We start from the raw sequence: 18,425 nt of genomic DNA, 5'->3' as shown, positions 1-18,425 counted from the left end.
CCCAAGCCCCGCTGCCGTGCAACAAAGTTGCACTCGCCTCGACTGAAGCATCGCGATAAACGACCGGCATGTCGGGGGAAATCGAAGGGGTCGGTGATCTGGCGACGGGCGCCTTTATGGCGCACGCGGTCGATCATCATGGCGGCGGCGGCCATGGGCACGAGGTGCACGGCGCCTGCCTTAATTGCGGGACACCGCTGATCGGTGAGCACTGCCACGCCTGCGGCCAGGCCGCGCATCTGCATCGCTCGGTGGGCGCGATCTGGCACGACCTGCTCCACGGCGTCCTCCATTTCGAAGGGCGCATGTGGTCGACGCTGCCGCTGCTCGTCACCAAGCCGGGCGAACTGACACGCCGCTATATCGAGGGCGAGCGCGCCAAGTTCGTGTCGCCGATGGCGATGTTCCTGTTCTCCGTCTTCACGCTGTTCGCGGTGCTGTCGATCCTCGGAATCGCGCCGCCGGCCGATGTTGGCGGCGCCAGCGGCAAGGTCGCGGCCGGCCTGGAGGAAGCGAAGAAGGAGCTGGTCTCCAGCCGGGCGGTGCAGGCAGAGCGCCTGGCCGATCCCAAGACCAACGAGGCGCGCAAGGCGCGAGCGCGCGAACGGCTTGCCGAGATCGACAACGAACTGAAGGTCATCGCCAACGCCCAGCCCGTGTTCAAGGTGCAGGATGACGAATTCTCGGGCCTGAAGACCGGCTGGAAACGCCTCGACTACGGGATCGAAAAAGCCTCGAAGAACCCCGGCCTCGCGCTCTACAAGCTTCAGGCGAACAGCTACAAATTCTCGTGGCTTCTGATCCCGCTGTCGGTGCCGTTCGTCTGGATCATGTTCGCCTGGAAGCGGCAGTTCCACGCCTATGACCACGCGGTCTTCGTCACCTATTCGCTGGCGTTCATGTCGCTATTGTTCATCGTCCTGACGATCCTGGGATCGCTGGGCGTGCCGATGGCGATCCTGGCGACGGTCGCCACCTTCGTCCCGCCCTTCCACATCTATCGACAGCTACGCGGCGGCTATCGCCTCGGCCGCGCCTCGGCGCTCGCGCGGACGATCGTCCTCATCTGCTTCGTGCAGGTGATCGCGATGCTGTTCCTGATGCTGGTGCTGGGCCTGGGGCTGGTCGGTTAGGCCGCCACCCGCCGGACGAAGTCGCTGGCGCTGCCCTTCAGCGTGTCGAGGTCGCCCTCGAACGCCACCACGCCCTGACCGACCGCGTCGATGCCGCTTGCCACTGCCTCGGTATCCTCGCGGATCGCGGCGATGGTGTTCGACATCGAATCAGCGGCAAGCGCGGTCTCGTCGACCGCGGCGGTGATCGCGGTCACCGTCTGCGCCTGAGCCTCCATCGCCCGGCGGATGCGGTTGGCCGAATCCTGCACCTCGTCCACGGTCGTCCGGATCGAAGCGGAGGTGTCGACCGTCAGCCGCGTCGCCGACTGGATCGCCGCGATCTTGGCGGCGATGTCGTCGGTCGCGCGCGCCGTCTGGTTGGCGAGGCTCTTCACTTCCTGCGCGACCACGGCGAAGCCGCGACCGGCGTCACCCGCCCGCGCCGCCTCGATCGTGGCATTGAGGGCGAGGAGGTTGGTCTGCCCGGCGATCTCGCGGATCAGGCCTAGGATCGATTCGATCGACTTGGCATGATCCGACAGCGTGCCCGACGTCTCGACCGCGGCGCCCGCCTGCGCGCTGGCACGCGTCGCGATCTCGGCAGCCGCCTCGACCTCGGCGCGCGCATCCTCGATCGCGCGGATCAGCCCGGCAGCGGTCTGCGCCGCCTCGCGCATCGCCACTGCCGACTGCTCGGCGGCCGCTGCGACTTCGCTCGCCTTGCCCAGCATGCCGCGCGCTGACCCCGACGCCGCCTGTGCCTGGCCGCGCAGGGCCGAGCCCTCGTGGCTCGCGCGCTCGACGCTGGCGATGATCTTGTCGCGGAACTCGCCGGCCAGCCGCTCGCGCGCGCGATCGGTGCCGAACTCGACATGCTGGCTATAGATCGCGACGGTGATGTCGGTCTCCAGCGCCGACAGCCGCATCAGCGCATCGATCAGCGTCGCGAGCTCCGGGTCGCCCTGCGGCACGCGCTTGAGCAGCACGTCCAGCGCCGCGCGGTCGCTGGCGTTGATCATGGAAAGCAGCGCCATCGGCGGCACGTCGCCGGCATAGGCGGATGCGACCGACCGCTCGATCGACTCGACCCAGGCAGAACCCGCGGTGTCGAGGAAACGATTGCGCAGGAACACGACGCCCGCGTCTATCATCTTCTCGGTTTCGTACGGCGCCCAGTTGCGCGCGTCGGAAAAGCAGCGCTTCCAGTGCCGCCAATAGGCTTCGGCAATCTCGCGGACATCGTGCTCCAGCAGCGTCCAGACGCGCCGTGCCGCCTCCACCAGCCCGCCGTCGAAGTCGAATACGCGAAGCCGCGCCTCCATCTCGATCGTCCGGCTGATCGAACCCGCTTCGGGCAGTTCCTTGTTCTGCATGACGTTGCGCGCCTCTTGTCCCAGCAAGGTGATCGAGCCCCCCCGGCCCGCACCTGCACTGATCTATGCGGCCCCATCCATTAAGAGGTGGTTAGCCACGCATCTTCGTTCGCCCTTCATGGACCATCGCCCGATCTTGCATCTGCGAAGAACGGGGGCCATTAGCGCCGCTGAAAGGAACACGCCCCGTGGCAACCAAACCCGTGAGCCGGCCGCTGTCGCCGCATCTGTCGATCTGGAAATGGGGACCGCACATGGCGGTCTCGATCGCGCATCGCGTGACCGGAACCGGCATGGCGACCATTGGCGCGATCCTGATGGTCGTCTGGCTGGCGAGCGCCGCGGCGGGCGAGGCGAGCTATGCCGCGTTCCTCGACATCTTCACCTTCTCGGACGGCTCGCTCAATGCGATCGGCTATCTGTTCGGGATCGGGCTCAGCTTCAGCTTCTTTCAGCACACGGCGTCGGGCGTTCGCCACCTCGTGCTCGACACCGGCGCCGGGTACGAGCTCAAGCGCAACAAGCTGGGCGCGCGGTTGACCTTCGTGTTCTCGACGCTTGCCACCATCGCCTTCTGGGCGTTTCTGATCCTGGGGAAGTAAGATGGGTTCGGGCACCAGCATCGGCCGCGTCCGCGGTCTGGGCGCCGCCAAGGAAGGCGCGCATCATTGGTGGACGCACCGTCTGACCGCGGGCAGCAACCTCCTCCTCATGCTGTGGTTCATCGCCTCGATCGCGATGCTGCCGGGCTATGACCATGCCACGGTAACCGCCTGGCTCGGCTCGCTGTGGGCGGCGATCCCGATGGCGCTGCTCATCATCAGCGTGTTCTGGCACTTCCGCCTGGGCCTTCAGGTGGTGATCGAGGATTACAGCCACGCCGAATCGCGCGTCGTGCTGCTGATCCTCCTCAACTTCTTCGTCGTCGCGGCCGGCGCCACGGCGGTCGTTTCGATCCTCAAGCTCGCCTTTGCGGCGGGAGCGGTTTCCTGATGAGCGACGCGTACAAGATCATCGACCACAGCTATGACGTGATCGTCGTCGGTGCGGGCGGCTCCGGCCTTCGCGCGACGATGGGCGCGGCCGAAGCGGGGCTGAAGACCGCCTGCATCACCAAGGTGTTCCCCACGCGCAGCCACACCGTCGCGGCGCAGGGCGGCATCGCCGCCAGCCTCGGCAACAACTCGCCCGATCACTGGTCGTGGCACATGTACGACACCGTCAAGGGTTCCGACTGGCTCGGCGACCAGGACGCGATCGAATATATGGTGCGCGAGGCGCCGGCCGCGGTCTATGAGCTCGAGCATGCTGGCGTGCCGTTCAGCCGCAACGACAACGGCACCATCTATCAGCGCCCGTTCGGCGGCCACATGCAGAACATGGGCGAAGGCCCGCCGGTGCAGCGCACCTGCGCCGCCGCCGATCGTACCGGCCACGCGATGCTCCACGCGCTCTATCAGCAGAGCCTGAAGTACGACGCCGACTTCTTCATCGAGTATTTCGCGCTCGACCTCATCATGGAGAACGGTGCCTGCCGCGGCGTCATGGCGCTGTGCATGGACGACGGTTCGATCCACCGCTTTCGCGCCCACGCCGTCGTGCTCGCGACGGGCGGCGGCGGCCGCGTCTATCAGTCGGCCACCTCGGCGCACAGCTGCACCGGTGACGGCAACGGCATGGTGCTGCGCGCCGGCCTGCCGCTCCAGGACATGGAGTTCGTGCAGTTCCACCCGACCGGCATCTACGGTGCGGGCGTCCTCATCACCGAGGGTGCGCGCGGCGAAGGCGGCTATCTCACCAATGCCGAGGGCGAGCGCTTCATGGAGCGCTATGCCCCCAGCGCCAAGGACCTCGCCAGCCGCGACGTCGTCTCGCGCTCGATGGCGATGGAAATCCGCGAGGGTCGAGGCGTCGGCAAGGAGAAGGATCATATCTTCCTTCACCTCGACCATATCGACCCCAAGGTGCTGGCCGAGCGCCTGCCCGGCATCACCGAGACGGGCAAGATCTTCGCCGGCGTCGACCTGACGCGCAAGCCGCTGCCGGTGGTTCCGACCGTCCACTATAATATGGGCGGTATCCCGACCAACTATCATGGCGAGGTGGTTCACCTTCGCGACGGGGATCCCGACGCGGTCGTCCCCGGCCTGTTCGCGGTCGGCGAGGCGGCGTGCGTGTCCGTCCACGGCGCCAACCGCCTGGGCTCCAACTCGCTGATCGACCTGGTCGTGTTCGGCCGCGCGACGGGCCTGCGCCTCAAGGAGACGCTGAAGCCCGGCGCGCCGCACAATCCGCTGCCCGGCGGCTCGGAAGAGATGGCGCTCAGCCGTCTCGACCATTTCCGCAATGCCAAGGGCGGCACCCCGACCGCGCAGATTCGCGCCGACATGCAGCGGACGATGCAGAAGCACGCCGCCGTGTTCCGCGACAGCGCGCTGCTGAGCGAGGGCGTGACCAAGCTCGACGCGATCTACAAGGGCATGAGCGACATCGGCGTCACCGACCGCTCGCTGATCTGGAACACCGATCTGGTCGAGACGCTCGAGCTCGACAATCTGATCGGCCAGGCCGTCGTGACGATCCGCGGTGCCGAGAACCGCAAGGAATCGCGCGGCGCCCACATGCACGAGGACTTCCCCGATCGCGACGACGCGAACTGGATGAAGCACACCACCGCGACGTTCGACGGCTGGGGCGGCAAGGGCGGCGCGTGCGTGCTCGATTACCGCCCAGTCCACGACTACACGCTCACCGACGACGTCGAGTACATCAAGCCGAAGAAGCGGGTGTACTGACCTCCGATATCCTCGACTGCGTTGAGACGACGCGCCGCTTTCGTCGGGAAGCGGCGCGTTTTCATTTGGATGACGTGCGGAACCAAGCAACCGCCCCCGCATTGCGTCCATCGTGAATGCGGGGGTCGGTGACGCGCTGGTCTATGCGGCGTTCGCGGTCCTGGGGGCCGCGGGCGTCGGCATCGTGCTGCGCGCGCTCCTCGGCCCCGGTCGCCAGCCCAAAGGGCGGCGGCCCGGCAGCCCGTTCCGCGCATCCCACGACATCCAGATCCCTGACCCTCAGCCAAGGTTGCCCGCCGCCATGACCGAAGCCCCTACCCAGCCGCTTCCCAATCCGCTCGACCAGGATATCATGAGCCAGGCGCGTCTCGGCGCGCTCTCCGACACGCAGGACGAGGCGCCCCGATCGGAGGACAAGAGCGCGATCAACCAGTACCCGCTGCTCGCCAATCCGCACATCAAGCTGGCCGGCCCCGTCGATCACGCGATGTACGCCAGCTTCTGCGACCAGCTGTCGTCGGCGCCGCGCGAGGGCGCGATCGTCATCGCCATCTCAACGCTGGGCGGCGATCCAGAAGTCGCGCGGCTGATCGGCGACGAGGTGCGGCTGCTGCGCGAGGCGGAAGGGCGTGAGCTGCTGTTCCTCGGCAAGGTGGCAGTCTATTCGGCGGGCGCCACCTTCATGTCGGCGTTTCCGGTCGACAAGCGCTTTCTGACCCGCGGCACGCGGCTGATGCTGCACGAGCGGATCATGAACAAGACCGTCGAGGTGAGCGGTCCGCTCAAGACCTGCGTCGCGGTGCTCAAGGCGACGCTGCACGAGATCGAGCATTCAATCCGGATCGAGGAAGAAGGCTTTCGCGCGATCGTCGCGGGCTCGCGCGTCGACTTCGACGAACTTGTCCGCCGCGCGCCGGAGAATTGGTACATCGAGGCCGAGGAGGCCAAGGAAAAGGGGCTGGTGCTCGACGTGGTTTGACGCGCGTCTAACACGGACGCGTCACCCCGGACCTGTTCCGGGGTTCCGCCTCTTCAAGCTGACAGGAAAGAAGCGGGCTCCCGGATCGAGTCCGGGATGACGTCGCGACTTGGATCAACGCGTCGTGTTGTACCGCAACTGCTCGTCGGTCAGCTGGAAGCCCACCAGTGCCTCGAACGTCGCGCGAGCGACCGCCGCGCGGACGCCGGGGGCGGTCAGCGGATCGACCGCGGCCTCTTCCTGCCCGGCCTTGCGCTTCTTGGTCAGCTGCTCGCGAACCTCGGCCGGCAGCGTCGCGGCGGAACGCGCGATCACGCTCGTCCCCTGCCCCTGCGCCTGCGCGCGAAGCTGGCCGGCGGGGAAGGTCAGCGTCACCTGGCCGATGCGCTTGGCAGTGACGTTGGTGCCGCCGCGGACGATCGCGACGAAATAGGGGAGCGTCACCGTCCGCTCGCCATCGGCGCGCTGGCGGCGCGCCTGGACGGTGAAGCTGACGGTCGAGACGACGTCGTCGCCCGAATCGGCGCACTCAGCGCGAACGTTGGTGAGGTTGGCGACCACGTCGATCGCCGCCGCGTCGCGGCTGGCCGGCGGGTCGAACAGCGTGATGTCGCCGGTGCCCGCGGGCACGCCCACGATCGGACAGGCGGTGCGCGTCGCCTGGATGCCGACGCCGCCCTCGACGCTGATCTCACCCTCTCGCGAGCAGCCGGCGAGCGCGGCGACGACGGCAAGCGGGGCGGCAATGCGAGCGATGTTCACGGGGGGCGGACCCTTTTCGTCTGAATACGCGAACGGGCCGCGATCCGGCCCGTCCAAGGGGATTGCCATAGGAACCGCCTTTCGGACAAGCAAGCAATCGCGTAGAGCCCGGGGCATGACCGATGCCGCCAAGCCGATGCTCGACCTGCTGATCGCCGCCCCGCGCGGCTTTTGCGCGGGGGTCGACCGCGCGATCCGCATCGTCGAGCTGGCGATCGAGCGCTATGGCGCGCCCGTCTATGTCCGGCACGAGATCGTCCACAACAAATATGTCGTCGACACGCTGAAGGCGCAGGGCGCGATCTTCGTCGACGAGCTGGACGAGGTGCCCGACGATGTGCCCGTCGTCTTCTCCGCGCATGGCGTGCCCAAGGCGGTGCCGGCCAAGGCGGCCGAGCGCGGCCTCTCCTATCTCGACGCGACGTGTCCGCTGGTGTCCAAGGTGCATCGTCAGGCCGAGCGGCTGGTGGCGGCCGGGCGCCACATCATCTTCATCGGCCATGCCGGCCACCCCGAGGTGATCGGCACCTTTGGTCAGGTGCCCGAGGGCAACATGACGCTGGTCGAGAATGTCGACGATGTTGCAGCCCTCGTCGTGCCCGATCCGGATAACCTCGCCTTCCTCACGCAGACGACCTTGTCGGTCGAGGATACGGCGGCGGTCCTCTCAGCGCTTCGGTCGCGCTATCCGTCGATTGTCGCGCCGCATGCCGACGACATCTGCTACGCGACCACCAACCGCCAGACCGCGGTCAAGGCGATCGCCAGCGGCGTCGACCTGATGCTGGTGATCGGCGCGCCCAACTCCTCCAATTCGCTCCGCCTGGTTGAGGTCGCCGAGCGCGAGGGCACGCCCGCACGGCTGATCCAGCGCGCCGACGATCTTGATTTCGAGTGGCTGGCGGGCGTCGGCGCGCTTGGCATCACCGCGGGCGCCTCCGCGCCCGAGGTGCTGGTGCGCGAAGTCGTCGCCCGCATCGCCGAACGCTTCGACGTGGTCGAGCGCGAGGTCGAGACGACGCGCGAGACGATCGCGTTCAAGCTGCCGCGGGGGTTGGAGGCGGCCTGACCCTCTCGTTCCGGTTCCCGACTTCGCTCGAACCGAACGCCGGTTATGTGGCCAGCCCTTGCATTCTCCGTTCGTGTCGAGCGAAGTCGAGATACGGGTCCGGACCTAAGCCACCCTTGGCCGCTCGACCGCGCCCCTCCCCGTTCGTCCTGAGCTTGTCGAAGGACGTGTCACAAGCGCGCCGCCCCGAACACGTGCTTCGACAAGCTCAGCACGAACGGAGTTGGTGAAAGCTCCCCCGTTTGTGTCGGGCGAAGTCGAGACACCGGCCAAGGCACAACGCTGACCCTTGACCCGGCGCGCGTCACCCGCTCCTAAGACGCCGTCCTCAACCCCAACCGGAACGCGCATGGCCGTCTATACCCAAGTCTCTGCCGAGGCGATGTCCGACTTCCTCGCGCGTTTCGACGCGGGCGAGCTCGTGTCCGCCAAGGGCATCGCCGAGGGCGTGGAGAACTCGAACTATCTGGTCGAGACCACGACGGACCGCTTCATCCTGACGCTCTACGAAAAGCGCGTGTCGGCGGGCGACCTGCCCTATTTCCTGTCGCTGCTCGACCATCTTGCCGCCAAGGGCCTGCCCGTGCCGCCCGCGATCAAGGATCGCGACGGCCGCGCGATCCACGAACTCGCCGGCCGCCCCGCCTGCCTGATCCGCTTCCTGCCCGGCGTGTCCCTCTCGCATCCGACGCCGGCGCAGGCGCTCGCCGCGGGCGAAGCGATGGGCGCGATGCACCTGGCCGTTGCCGACTTCACTGGCGATCGTCCCAACTCGATGGGGATCGACACCTGGGCGCCGTTGCTGGAGCGCTGCGGCGAGAGCCTCGACCAGATCGTACCGGGCCTCTACCGCGACATCGCCTTCGCACTGAATGACGTTCGTGCGACCTGGCCGAGCCAGCTAGACGCCTGCGCGATCCATGCCGACCTCTTTCCCGACAACGTGCTGATGCTCGGCGATCGGGTGACGGGCCTGATCGACTTCTATTTTGCCTGCACCGACCTCCGTCTCTACGACCTCGCCGTCATGCACGCCGCCTGGAGCTTCGACGCGACCGGGCGGGAGCATGACGCCGAGGTCGGCGACGCGCTGATCGAAGGCTATGAGCGGCATCACCCGCTGACGCCCGAGGAGCATGCGGCGTTCAGCGATCTCGCGGTCGGCGCGTGCATCCGGTTCACGCTGTCGCGCGCGTGGGACTGGCTCAACACGCCCGCCGACGCGCTCGTCACGCGCAAGGACCCGCTCGCCTTCTGGCGCCGGCTGCGCGTCTACGACCCCGACCTCGCCGCCCAGCTGCCGAGCGTCGCATGACCGAGCTTCCGCATGTCGAGATTGCCACCGACGGCGCGTGCAAGGGCAATCCGGGGCCCGGCGGCTGGGGCGCGCTGATCCGCCATGGTACGCGCGAGAAGGAGATGTCGGGCGGCGAGAAGCTGACCACCAACAACCGCATGGAGCTGATGGCGGCGATCCAGGGGCTCAACGCGCTCAAGAAGCCGTGCCGGGTCACGCTGTCGACCGACAGCCGCTATGTGATGGATGGCCTCACCAAGTGGATCCACGGCTGGCGCAAGAACGGCTGGAAGACCGCAGACAAGAAGCCCGTCAAGAATGCCGAGCTGTGGCAAGCGCTGATCGAGGCGGCCGCGCCGCATCGCGTCGAGTGGAAATGGGTCAAGGGCCATGCCGGCCATCCCGACAACGAGCGGGCCGACAAGCTGGCAAGCGACGCGGCGCTCGCCGTCATCAAATAGACTTGTAAGCGCAACCGAACCGTCCCCGAACCGAAGCGCCCGCGCCATCAACGCGCGTCATGCGCACCCCCACGACCGAACACGGTCAATCATCCTTTTGGGGGGAATATGGTTTCGACACGTTCGCGCGTGCGCCTTCTGCTGGGCGCCGCCATTCTCGCGCTGCCGTTGCCGGCGCTTGCCGGCCAGGTGACGGGCACCGTCACCGACGCCACCGCCACGCGCACGCTGGCGGGCGCAGAGGTCGAGATCGTCGAACTGTCGCGCAAGGTCGAGGTGGATCGCGACGGCCGCTTTCGCTTCCCCGAGGTCCCCGCCGGTAGCTACACGCTGCGGGTCACCTATTTCGGTACCGACACGGTCGAGCGGTCGATCACCGTCGACCAGACCGGCGACCTGACCGTCGACATGACGATCGGCGGCCCTAACGACATCCTCGTCACCGGCCAGCGCGCCAACCTGGCAAGCTCGATCAGCCGCCAGCGTGCTGCCGATGGCGTCGAAAGCGTGCTGACCCGCGACTCGATCGGCCAGTTCCCCGACCAGAACGTCGCCGAATCCGTCCGCCGCGCGGTCGGCGTCAACGTCCTCAACGACCAGGGCGAGGGCCGCTTCGTCGCCGTCCGCGGCCTCGACCCCAGCCTCAACGCCTCCAGCCTCAACGGCGTCCGCGTGCCCGCCCCCGAAGCCGACACGCGCAGCGTCGCGCTGGACGTCGTCGCCAGCGAGCTCGTCGAATCGATCGAGATCAAGAAGTCGCTGACCCCCGACATGGACGCCGACACGATCGGCGCCTCGGTCGAGATCAAGACGACCAGCGCGTTCGACCGCGTCAAGCCGCTGCTCGCCGGGTCGATCGAGGGATCGTACAACGAATATTCGGATCAGGTGACGCCGAAGGGCAGCGTCAACTTCTCGACCCGCGTTACCGACAATTTCGGCATCTCGGGCGGCGCGAGCTACTATCTGCGCAAGTTCGAGACCGACAATATCGAGATGGACGGCTGGGGCACCGACGACAACGGCAACGCCTTTGCCGACAGCGTCGAGTATCGCGACTATGACGTCCGCCGCCTGCGCACCGGCGGCTCGCTGTCGCTCGACTTCAAGCCCAGCGACACGACCACGCTCTATGCCCGCGGCATCTACAACCGCTTCTCCGACCAGGAGGATCGCCGCCGGCTGGTGATCGAACTCGACGAGGATCCTGCCGCCTCGACGGGCAGCAGCGCCAGCTTTGACGCGGCGGACGGTCGCATCCGCGTGGAGCGCGACCTGAAGGACCGGTTCGAGGTGCAGACCATCCAGTCCTATACGCTGGGCGGCGAGACCAACACGGGTCCGTGGCGCGTCCTCTACTCGGCCGCCTATAGCCGCGCGCAGGAGAAGGAGGCCGGCTCGATCGACCCGATCGTCTTCCGCCGCGACTTCGAAGGGGAGGAAGGCGACGACCTGACCGTCGGCTTCGGCTATTCGAACTACCTCCTTCCGCGCTTCACCGTCGGCGGCGCCGATGCCGCCGCCTTCTCGGATCCCAGCGAGTTCGGGTTCGACAGCTTCGACCGGACCGTGCTCAGCGATTCGACCGATCGTGAGTGGACGACGCGGCTCGACCTCACGCGTACCTTCGCGTTCGACGGCGGCAGCTTCGACGTCCAGGCGGGCGTGAAGGGCCGCTGGCGCAAGAAGCGCTACGACCTCAACGTCGACACGTTCGACGGCTATGACGGCGACTTCACCCTCGGCGACGTGCTCGGCACGCAGACCTACCGCCTCGCCGATCTCGGCCCGGTCGTCGCCAAGCGCGGCGAGCGCGGCTTCCTAGATGCCAACGCGACCGGCTTCGAGCTTGCGGCGCTCGACAGCGAGTTCGCCAGCCTGGCCGAGGACTATGTCGTCGGCGAGGACATCTACTCGGCGCATCTGCTCGGCCGCGTCCAGGCCGGGCCGCTCCGCCTGATCGGCGGCGTCCGCATGGAAGCAACCGAGAACGTCATCGAGGGCAACACCGTCACCCTCGACGGCGACGAGGAAACTGTCGCCGCCACCCCCAACGTCATCCGTCGCAGCTATACCGACTGGCTGCCGAGCGCCGTCGCCCGGTTCGAGGCGACCAACGACCTCATCCTGCGCGCGGGCGTGTTCAAGAGTCTGGTACGGCCCAGCATCGGCCAGCTCGCCCCGCGCTTCGCGATCGAGCGGGACGGCGACGACCGTGAGGGCGCCTTCGGCAATCCCGATCTCAAGCCCTATCGTGCGTGGAACATCGACGCCGGCGCCGAATGGTATTTCGCCAGGTCGAGCGTGCTGTCGGCCGGCTTCTTCTACAAGGATATCGAGGATTATATCGTCACCGTCACCTTCGAGGAGGATGACGCGCCCTATAACGGTGTCTATCGCGGCATCGCCTTTACCGAGGCCGACATTCCGCTCAACAGCGGCAAGGCGACGATCAAGGGCGTGGAAGTCAGCTATTCGCAGAGCTTCACCATGCTGCCGGGGGCGCTCAGCGGCCTGCTCGCCAGCCTCAACTACACCTTCACCGATGCGGATGGCGAAACGTTCGACGGCGACACCGGCGGGCTTCGCGACATCCCGCTTCCCGCTTCGTCGCGCCACACGCTCAACGCGGTGCTGGGGTATGAGAAGGGCCCGATCAGCGTCCGCCTGGCCGGCACCTATCGCGACAAGTATCTCGACGAGGTCCAGGCGGTGGCGGAGGAGGATCGCTACGTCCGCGATCACTTCCAGCTCGATGCCAGCGCACGCTTCCGGCTGACCAAGAGCGTCCAGCTGTTCGGCGAATGGGTCAACATCAACAACGCCAAGTATGTGGCGTATCAGAGCGGCCCCGGATCGCGTCGCTTGCTCCAGTATGAGGAATATGGTCCCACGCTGAAATTCGGTCTGAGGGCGAATTTCTGATGAAGAGCATGCTTCTCCTCACCACCGCCCTCCTCGCCGCGCCGCTTGCGGCGCAGGAGGCGGCCGGCCCCGTGCCGCGGACGCCGGGTACGCCCTATGCGCCGCGGACGATCCCCGATCGCGTCGTGCTGACGCCCGGCGCCGATCCCTCGCGCGAGATGGCGGTCGCGTTCCGCACCGACCGCGCACAAGCGGCGGCCGAGGCGCAGATCGCCATCGCCGTCGACGGCCCGACGATCGAGCGGGAGGCGCGAACGATCCGCGGCACTACGCGCGCGATCGACAGCGCCAATGGCAGCGCCAACTACCATCAGGTCCGCTTCACCGGCCTGGAGCCCGACCAGGCCTATGCCTACCGCGTCAAGGGTGCGGCGGGCTGGACCGAATGGTTCCAGTTCCGCACCGCCGCCGCACAGGCGAAGCCGTTCCGCTTCCTCTATCTCGGCGACACGCAAAACGGCATCCTCCCCTACGCCTCCCGCGTCATCCGACAGGGGTTCGGCGAGGGGCGGATTGCGCTCACCGTCCATGCCGGCGATCTGGCGGCGCAGCGCGACGACCTCGACCATGACGATGAATGGGGCGAGTGGAACCAGGCCGGCGGGTATAACTACTCGCAGGTTCCGCAGCTTCCCGCGACCGGCAACCACGAATATGTCGACACGCTGAAGCCCGATGGCAGCGAGAGCCGCAAGCTGGGGCCGTACTGGCCGCTCCAGTTCGCGCTGCCCGGCAACGGCGTCGATCCGGTGAAGCCGACGACATATTTCGTCGATTATCAGGGCGTGCGTTTCGTCATCCTCGACGGCACCGCCGCGCTCGATCTCGACGCGCTCGATCAGCAGACGAAGTGGCTGGACGCGACGCTGGCGGCGAGCAAGGCGCGCTGGAACGTCGTGCTGTTCCACCAGCCGATCTTCACCTGTGCGCGGCCCAACGACACCGCCAAGCTGAAGGCGGCGTGGAAGCCGATCTTCGAACGGCGGCGCGTCGACCTCGTGCTGCAGGGCCACGACCATTGCTACAGCCGCCTGACCGCGGAAGCGGGGCGCGAGGCCGGGCGACAGGCGCGTGCGCGAAACGGCGGCTTGCAGGGGCCGGTCTATCTAGTCTCGGTCACGGGATCGAAGATGTACGGCCTCAACGACCGTGCGCTCACCCAGCCCGACCGCACGGCGGAAGCGACCGAGCTCTACCAGATCGTCGACGTCAGCGACGCACAGCTGAGCTTCCGCACCTATACCGCGAGCGGCAAGCTCTATGACGGGTTCGAGCTGCTGCGCGGACGCGATGGGCGCAACCGGCTGAAGGAGCTGCCGGATGCGCAGTTGCTGCCGGTGCGGACGTGCCGCGGCGACATGGGGCCGGACGGCGGCGCCTGCGTCGCGCGCGGCAAGTAAGGCTCGCTATAGCCCCTCGCCACCGACCCAATGGGCGTTGGCGAGGGCGCGGGCGAGGTTCCACGCCTGCACGCGGATGTCGGGCACCGCCACGACCTCCCACCACGCCCCGCGCGTCATCGGGCCGATCGCATAGAGCCGGTCGGCAGGCTGGCCCGCGGCACCGATGACGCGGGTGTCGGCGGCGACGTCGATGCCCAGCCGCGCGGCATCCGGCCGGATCGTCCCTGCCGCCATCAGCTGGCGCAGCAGCGGATCGGCGGCCCGCATCAGGTCGCCCTGCGGCCCCGTGCAATTGACGATGCGGCGGAACCGTGCCGAGGTGGTCGCCTCCTCCCCGCGCAGCCGCCATTCGACCGTCGCTGCCTCCCCTTCAGGCCGGATCGCGGAAAGCTTGCCCGCCTGGAAGACGAGGCGTCCCTCGTCCACCATAGTCTCGATCCGGGCGGCGACCTGCGGCGCGAGCCGATGGCGATGCACATCCCAGAACGGGCGCAGATGCCGCAGGAACCGCTGCCGTGTCGGCAGGTCCGCCCCCGCCCACATCAGCTGCGTCACCGGCCGCAGCGCATCGACCGCCGCGCGCCACTCGCCCGCCGCCGCCTGTTCGCGCACCGCATGCACCAGCGCCGGCAGCGCGCGCGCCGGCTTCTCGTCCAGCGGCGTGGCCTTGGCTTGCCCTTCGACATGCGCGCGCGGCACCAGCCCGCGCCGCGACATCGCGACGATCTTCCCGCGAAAGCCGCGCCGGTCGAGCAGCAACGCCGCGTCGATCGCCGTCAGCCCCGTGCCGAGCAGCAGCACCGCATCGTCCGCCGTCAGGCCATCGGCGATGTCCGCCGCCCAGGGATCGTCGCAATACAGGTCGCGCGGCAACGCGTCGGCGTCGATTCCCGGCGGCGCATGCGGCGGCAGGTTGCCGACCGCCAGCACGACCCGATCGAACCGCCGGTCCTCGCCATCGATCGTCGCTGCGGCGCCTTCGCGGTCGCCGTGGATCGCGTCGACATCGCCGGTCTCCACGACCAGTCGGTCGCCGGCCTTCACCCGCGCCTCATCCAGGAGCGCACCCAGATAGCGGCCATAGGTCGTTCGCCGCACGAAGCTACCCGGCCCGCCCTCGCCCTCGGCGGCCAGCCAGCGGACGAAATGATCGGGATCGTCGGGCAGCGCGCTCATGTTGCCCGCGCGCACGTTGAGCAGGTGGCTGTCGTCCGCCGCCGAATAGGCGACGCCGCGAGCGACCTGGTCCGGACGCCGCTCGACCATCGTCACCCGCGGCCCGTCATGACGCATCAGGTTGATGGCGAGCAGCGTCCCCGAAAAGCCGCCCCCGACCACGAGCACATGCTCCCGCATTGACATGGGCGTGGTCAGATCTCGTATTCGGGCAGCCAGGCATTGTCCCGCGCCGGCGCGGGCTGACGCGCGGCGAGTTCGGCGTGGAGCGTCTTGACCGCCTTGCTCGCGGTCCGCTCGCACAATGCGGGGACGAGGCCGTGAACGATCGCGGCGCCGCCGGCCGCGAGCAGCCGCCCGCCGAAGCGGAACGCCACGCCCATATGCTCAAAATAGCTCTCCCCCACCGAGGTGGGGTGACGGAGGAACAGCCGGTCGATCATGACGGAAAGCCTAGCGGGCCGATCGACCCGCCGCCACTGCTAACGGAAACGGCCAGGGGCGTAGCGTGCCGGATCGACGGCGGCGAGCCAGGCCGGCCGATCGCTGCCCGTCAGCAGCGACGCGGCAAGCGCGGCTGCCGCGGGCGCGGTCTGGATGCCGAAGCCGCCCTGCCCCGCGAACCAGAAGAAGCCCTGGTGAGCCGGATCGAAGCCGTAGACGGGCAGCCGGTCGGGCGCGAAGCTCCTGAGCCCCGCCCAGCGCCGCTCGACCGCCTCGACCCGCCAGTCGACCACGCCCTGAAAGCGATCGACGGCGATCGCGACGTCGATCTCTTCCGGCGACACGTCGCGGGGCTCGTCCGGCACCTCGTCATAAGGCGTCAGCCATACCCGCCCGCCCGTCTCGGGCTTGAAGTAGAAGCGGTCGGCGCCGTCGCGCACCAGCGGTGCGTCGGGTGCCATCGGCGGATCGACGCGAAGCTGGACCATCGTTCGGCGAAGCGGCGCGATGCCGATCGGCGCCACGCCCGATGCAGCCGCGACCCTATCGGCCCAGGCGCCGCCCGCGTTGACGATCACACCCGCGCCGAACAACCCTGCCGTCGTTTCGATCGACCAGCCGCTGCCCTCGCGCCGGGCCGCGATCAATCGCGCGCGCGTCTCGATGCGAACGCCGCGACGCCGCGCGAGGGCGAGATAGGCGCCGTGCAGCCGGCCGACGTCGATGTCGCGGCACGTGGGCTCATAGACCGCCTGCACCCATTCGGGGCGAAGTCCGGGCACATAGCCATGCGGATCGACCCGCTCGAGCACGACCCCCGTCTCGGCAAAATCGGCGACGAAGGCGTCCAGCGCCGCGGTGTCGTCCTCACGCCCGATATACAGTTCGCCGCGCGGCTTCAGGAACGGCTCGCCGCCCAATTCCACGGGTGGGTCGAGCAGGATCGGCCCCGATGCGGTGGTCAGCGGCTGGACGCCCGGTCCGCCATAGGTCTCCGACCAGAACGCCGCCGACCGGCCCGTCGCGTGATAGCCGGGCTGATCCTCGGCCTCGAGCAGCAGCACGCGCGCGTGCGGCGCCACTTCCGCCGCCACGCTCGCCCCCGCAATCCCGCCGCCGACCACGGCGATGTCATAGGTTGCGTTCAAACCGGGGCCTTTTCGTCGAGGAAGGCGTCGATCGCCGCCAGCGCGCGATCCCGCACGGGATCGGCTTCGCGCAGCAACTCGTGCGCCGCCTCGCGCCCGAACGCAACCATTTGGGCCGACGGCACGCGCGCGAGCACCGACTTGGCTGCGCGCGCATCGACCAGCCCGTCGGCTTCGGCAATCAGGCCGAGCAGCGGCACGCGCAGCCGCTCCACGCGCGGGTCGGCGCGCAGCGCCTGCGTCTCGGCAAAGGCGTCGGCGACCCAGCCCCAGCTCGGCGGACCCGTCATCAGCCGGGCATCCGCCTGCTGCCACCAGATCTCGTCGGCATAGCGGTCGGGATCGTGCGTCAGCAGGCTCTGGCGCGTCTCGGTCGTCGCGGGCCGCTCGTTGCCCTTCCAGGCGGGGCGCGCGGGATCGCCGCGATCGCGGATCCAGCGCGCCAGCCGTCCTGCCAGGGCCGGAGGGATCACGCCCTTCAATCCCAGCATCGGCGCGACCAGCACGGCCGCGACTGGATCGACGGCTCCGTCGACCAGCCCCTTCAGCGTCAGAAACCCGCCCATCGAATGGCCGATCATGACGGTCGGTCCGGAAGCGGACGCCGCCCACCCCTGCCAGAACGCACGCAGGTCGTCGTGGAACAACCCGAACCGCTCGATATGGCCGCAATGCGCATGCGGTCCGCAGCGGCCCGACCCGCCCTGCCCGCGCCAGTCGAAGCTGGCGATCGACCAGCCGCAATCATGCCAATGATGGAAGCTTTCCAGATACTTCTCGAACACGTCGCCGCGCCCGCCCTGGAACAGGATCGAGCCGCGCGCGGGCACATCGGCGGGCGCGTCCCACATCAACGTCCGGTGCGCCCAGCCATCGGGTGCCAGCCACTCACCGATGCGCGCATCCGCCGGATAGGCGCGGCGCAACCTCAACTCTCCTGCCATGGGCGATGGTTACGTTTTGGCAAGCCATGTCGTCTAGGGTCGATGCACATGGGGGTGGGCTTTGCCTTGATATTGCCGGTGGCGCTGTTGTGCCTGCTCGTTTCGGCAGGGATCGAGGACGTGCGCCGGCGCGAGATCGCCAACTGGAAGAACGCGGCGATCGCGCTGCTCGCGCCGGTCTGGTGGTGGGTCATCGGGCTGTCGGTCTGGCCGGGAATGGCGATCCAGCTTGGCTTGGGCTTCGCGGTCTTCGCCCTCTTCGTCCTTTTATTTGCGGTTCGCATGATGGGCGGCGGTGACGTCAAGATGATCGGCGCGCTCGCGCTGTGGGTGCCGGCCGACGCCGTGATGGCGATGCTGCTGCTCATGTCGATCATCGGCGGCGTGATTGCCGCGATCATGATGATCGACCGCAAATGGCGTCGGGACCCCGCGCCGCCCGAAGTTCCCTATGGGGTGGCGATTGCCTGCGCGGCGCTTCTCACCTTTCACGAACCACTCCTTAACCATTTTCGGTGACTGGTTAGCTTCCAG

General features: G+C 68.0%; 17 protein-coding genes. 11 read left to right on the top strand and 6 right to left on the bottom strand.

The window, feature by feature from the left end:
* Positions 1 to 68 precede the first annotated feature (68 nt).
* On the top strand, positions 69 to 1,133 hold the full coding sequence (locus RS883_RS08910) for a DUF3667 domain-containing protein (protein ID WP_315759853.1): 1,065 nt from the start codon (positions 69 to 71) through the stop codon (positions 1,131 to 1,133).
* On the opposite strand, the gene RS883_RS08905 is transcribed toward RS883_RS08910, so the two are convergent.
* On the bottom strand, positions 1,130 to 2,488 hold the full coding sequence (locus RS883_RS08905) for a methyl-accepting chemotaxis protein (RefSeq protein ID WP_315759852.1): 1,359 nt from the start codon (positions 2,486 to 2,488) through the stop codon (positions 1,130 to 1,132). The two genes, RS883_RS08910 and RS883_RS08905, sit on opposite strands and share 4 nt — an antisense overlap.
* A 188-nt stretch (positions 2,489 to 2,676) precedes the next feature.
* On the opposite strand from RS883_RS08905, the gene sdhC reads away from it, so the two are divergent.
* The 4 genes from sdhC to RS883_RS08885 all read left to right on the top strand — a co-directional run bounded on the left by sdhC (position 2,677) and on the right by RS883_RS08885 (position 6,262).
* Entirely contained in the window at positions 2,677 to 3,090 is a 414-nt protein-coding gene (sdhC, locus tag RS883_RS08900) for a succinate dehydrogenase, cytochrome b556 subunit (protein WP_409977341.1), read from the top strand.
* 1 nt (position 3,091) lies between these two features.
* Positions 3,092 to 3,481 (top strand): succinate dehydrogenase, hydrophobic membrane anchor protein, encoded by a 390-nt coding sequence (gene sdhD / locus RS883_RS08895; protein ID WP_315759851.1) that lies wholly within the window; start codon positions 3,092 to 3,094, stop codon positions 3,479 to 3,481.
* Entirely contained in the window at positions 3,481 to 5,283 is a 1,803-nt protein-coding gene (gene sdhA, locus RS883_RS08890; protein WP_315759850.1) for a succinate dehydrogenase flavoprotein subunit, read from the top strand. Before sdhD ends, sdhA begins: the two co-directional genes overlap by 1 nt.
* A gap of 352 nt (positions 5,284 to 5,635) precedes the next feature.
* A complete protein-coding gene (locus RS883_RS08885) occupies positions 5,636 to 6,262 on the top strand; it encodes an ATP-dependent Clp protease proteolytic subunit (RefSeq protein WP_315765040.1) in 627 nt (208 codons plus the stop codon).
* Positions 6,263 to 6,376: 114 nt separating this feature from the next.
* On the opposite strand, the gene RS883_RS08880 is transcribed toward RS883_RS08885, so the two are convergent.
* Positions 6,377 to 7,024: a hypothetical protein gene (locus RS883_RS08880; protein ID WP_315759849.1), complete on the bottom strand. Its 648-nt coding sequence runs from the start codon at positions 7,022 to 7,024 to the stop codon at positions 6,377 to 6,379.
* A gap of 115 nt (positions 7,025 to 7,139) precedes the next feature.
* On the opposite strand from RS883_RS08880, the gene ispH reads away from it, so the two are divergent.
* The 5 genes from ispH to RS883_RS08855 all read left to right on the top strand — a co-directional run bounded on the left by ispH (position 7,140) and on the right by RS883_RS08855 (position 14,176).
* Positions 7,140 to 8,093, top strand: a complete 954-nt coding sequence (ispH, locus tag RS883_RS08875; RefSeq protein ID WP_315759848.1) for a 4-hydroxy-3-methylbut-2-enyl diphosphate reductase — start codon at positions 7,140 to 7,142, stop codon at positions 8,091 to 8,093.
* 349 nt (positions 8,094 to 8,442) lie between these two features.
* Positions 8,443 to 9,408 (top strand): homoserine kinase, encoded by a 966-nt coding sequence (thrB, locus tag RS883_RS08870; protein WP_315759847.1) that lies wholly within the window; start codon positions 8,443 to 8,445, stop codon positions 9,406 to 9,408.
* Positions 9,405 to 9,851, top strand: a complete 447-nt coding sequence (gene rnhA, locus RS883_RS08865; RefSeq protein WP_315759846.1) for a ribonuclease HI — start codon at positions 9,405 to 9,407, stop codon at positions 9,849 to 9,851. Before thrB ends, rnhA begins: the two co-directional genes overlap by 4 nt.
* A 129-nt stretch (positions 9,852 to 9,980) precedes the next feature.
* The gene (locus tag RS883_RS08860; protein WP_315759845.1) at positions 9,981 to 12,776 is read left to right on the top strand and encodes a TonB-dependent receptor; all 2,796 of its coding nucleotides are present in this window, start codon (positions 9,981 to 9,983) and stop codon (positions 12,774 to 12,776) included.
* Positions 12,776 to 14,176, top strand: a complete 1,401-nt coding sequence (locus RS883_RS08855; protein ID WP_315759844.1) for a metallophosphoesterase family protein — start codon at positions 12,776 to 12,778, stop codon at positions 14,174 to 14,176. The genes RS883_RS08860 and RS883_RS08855 overlap by 1 nt, the downstream gene beginning before the upstream one ends.
* A 6-nt stretch (positions 14,177 to 14,182) precedes the next feature.
* Here the strand turns inward: RS883_RS08855 and RS883_RS08850 are convergent, their stop codons facing one another.
* Genes RS883_RS08850 through RS883_RS08835 form a run of 4 tightly spaced genes read right to left on the bottom strand, consistent with a single transcriptional unit; the run spans position 14,183 to position 17,879 of the window.
* A complete protein-coding gene (locus RS883_RS08850; protein WP_315765038.1) occupies positions 14,183 to 15,535 on the bottom strand; it encodes an FAD/NAD(P)-binding protein in 1,353 nt (450 codons plus the stop codon).
* A gap of 14 nt (positions 15,536 to 15,549) precedes the next feature.
* A complete protein-coding gene (locus tag RS883_RS08845; protein ID WP_315759843.1) occupies positions 15,550 to 15,798 on the bottom strand; it encodes a DUF6356 family protein in 249 nt (82 codons plus the stop codon).
* 39 nt (positions 15,799 to 15,837) lie between these two features.
* Entirely contained in the window at positions 15,838 to 16,947 is a 1,110-nt protein-coding gene (locus RS883_RS08840) for an FAD-dependent oxidoreductase (protein ID WP_315759842.1), read from the bottom strand.
* Positions 16,944 to 17,879 (bottom strand): alpha/beta hydrolase, encoded by a 936-nt coding sequence (locus tag RS883_RS08835; RefSeq protein WP_315759841.1) that lies wholly within the window; start codon positions 17,877 to 17,879, stop codon positions 16,944 to 16,946. The genes RS883_RS08840 and RS883_RS08835 overlap by 4 nt, the downstream gene beginning before the upstream one ends.
* A gap of 60 nt (positions 17,880 to 17,939) precedes the next feature.
* Here RS883_RS08835 and RS883_RS08830 point away from each other — a divergent pair, with 60 nt between their 5' ends.
* Positions 17,940 to 18,410, top strand: a complete 471-nt coding sequence (locus RS883_RS08830) for an A24 family peptidase (protein WP_315759840.1) — start codon at positions 17,940 to 17,942, stop codon at positions 18,408 to 18,410.
* Positions 18,411 to 18,425: the final 15 nt, after the last annotated feature.

Source organism: Sphingomonas sp. Y38-1Y (genome assembly GCF_032391395.1).
Lineage (GTDB): Bacteria > Pseudomonadota > Alphaproteobacteria > Sphingomonadales > Sphingomonadaceae > Sphingomonas.
This window is presented reverse-complemented; position numbering and strand designations above follow the sequence as displayed.

What these genes read in the sequence shown, in the direction of transcription:
- sdhD (WP_315759851.1), top strand. Translation starts at nt 3,092, where the DNA reads ATGGGTTCGGGCACCAGCATCGGCCGCGTCCGCGGTCTGGGCGCCGCC.
- ispH (WP_315759848.1), top strand. Translation starts at nt 7,140, where the DNA reads ATGACCGATGCCGCCAAGCCGATGCTCGACCTGCTGATCGCCGCCCCG.
- RS883_RS08905 (WP_315759852.1), bottom strand. Translation starts at nt 2,488, where the DNA reads ATGCAGAACAAGGAACTGCCCGAAGCGGGTTCGATCAGCCGGACGATC.
- RS883_RS08910 (WP_315759853.1), top strand. Translation starts at nt 69, where the DNA reads ATGTCGGGGGAAATCGAAGGGGTCGGTGATCTGGCGACGGGCGCCTTT.
- rnhA (WP_315759846.1), top strand. Translation starts at nt 9,405, where the DNA reads ATGACCGAGCTTCCGCATGTCGAGATTGCCACCGACGGCGCGTGCAAG.
- RS883_RS08830 (WP_315759840.1), top strand. Translation starts at nt 17,940, where the DNA reads ATGGGGGTGGGCTTTGCCTTGATATTGCCGGTGGCGCTGTTGTGCCTG.
- thrB (WP_315759847.1), top strand. Translation starts at nt 8,443, where the DNA reads ATGGCCGTCTATACCCAAGTCTCTGCCGAGGCGATGTCCGACTTCCTC.
- sdhA (WP_315759850.1), top strand. Translation starts at nt 3,481, where the DNA reads ATGAGCGACGCGTACAAGATCATCGACCACAGCTATGACGTGATCGTC.
- RS883_RS08885 (WP_315765040.1), top strand. Translation starts at nt 5,636, where the DNA reads ATGAGCCAGGCGCGTCTCGGCGCGCTCTCCGACACGCAGGACGAGGCG.
- RS883_RS08855 (WP_315759844.1), top strand. Translation starts at nt 12,776, where the DNA reads ATGAAGAGCATGCTTCTCCTCACCACCGCCCTCCTCGCCGCGCCGCTT.
- RS883_RS08850 (WP_315765038.1), bottom strand. Translation starts at nt 15,535, where the DNA reads ATGCGGGAGCATGTGCTCGTGGTCGGGGGCGGCTTTTCGGGGACGCTG.
- RS883_RS08845 (WP_315759843.1), bottom strand. Translation starts at nt 15,798, where the DNA reads ATGATCGACCGGCTGTTCCTCCGTCACCCCACCTCGGTGGGGGAGAGC.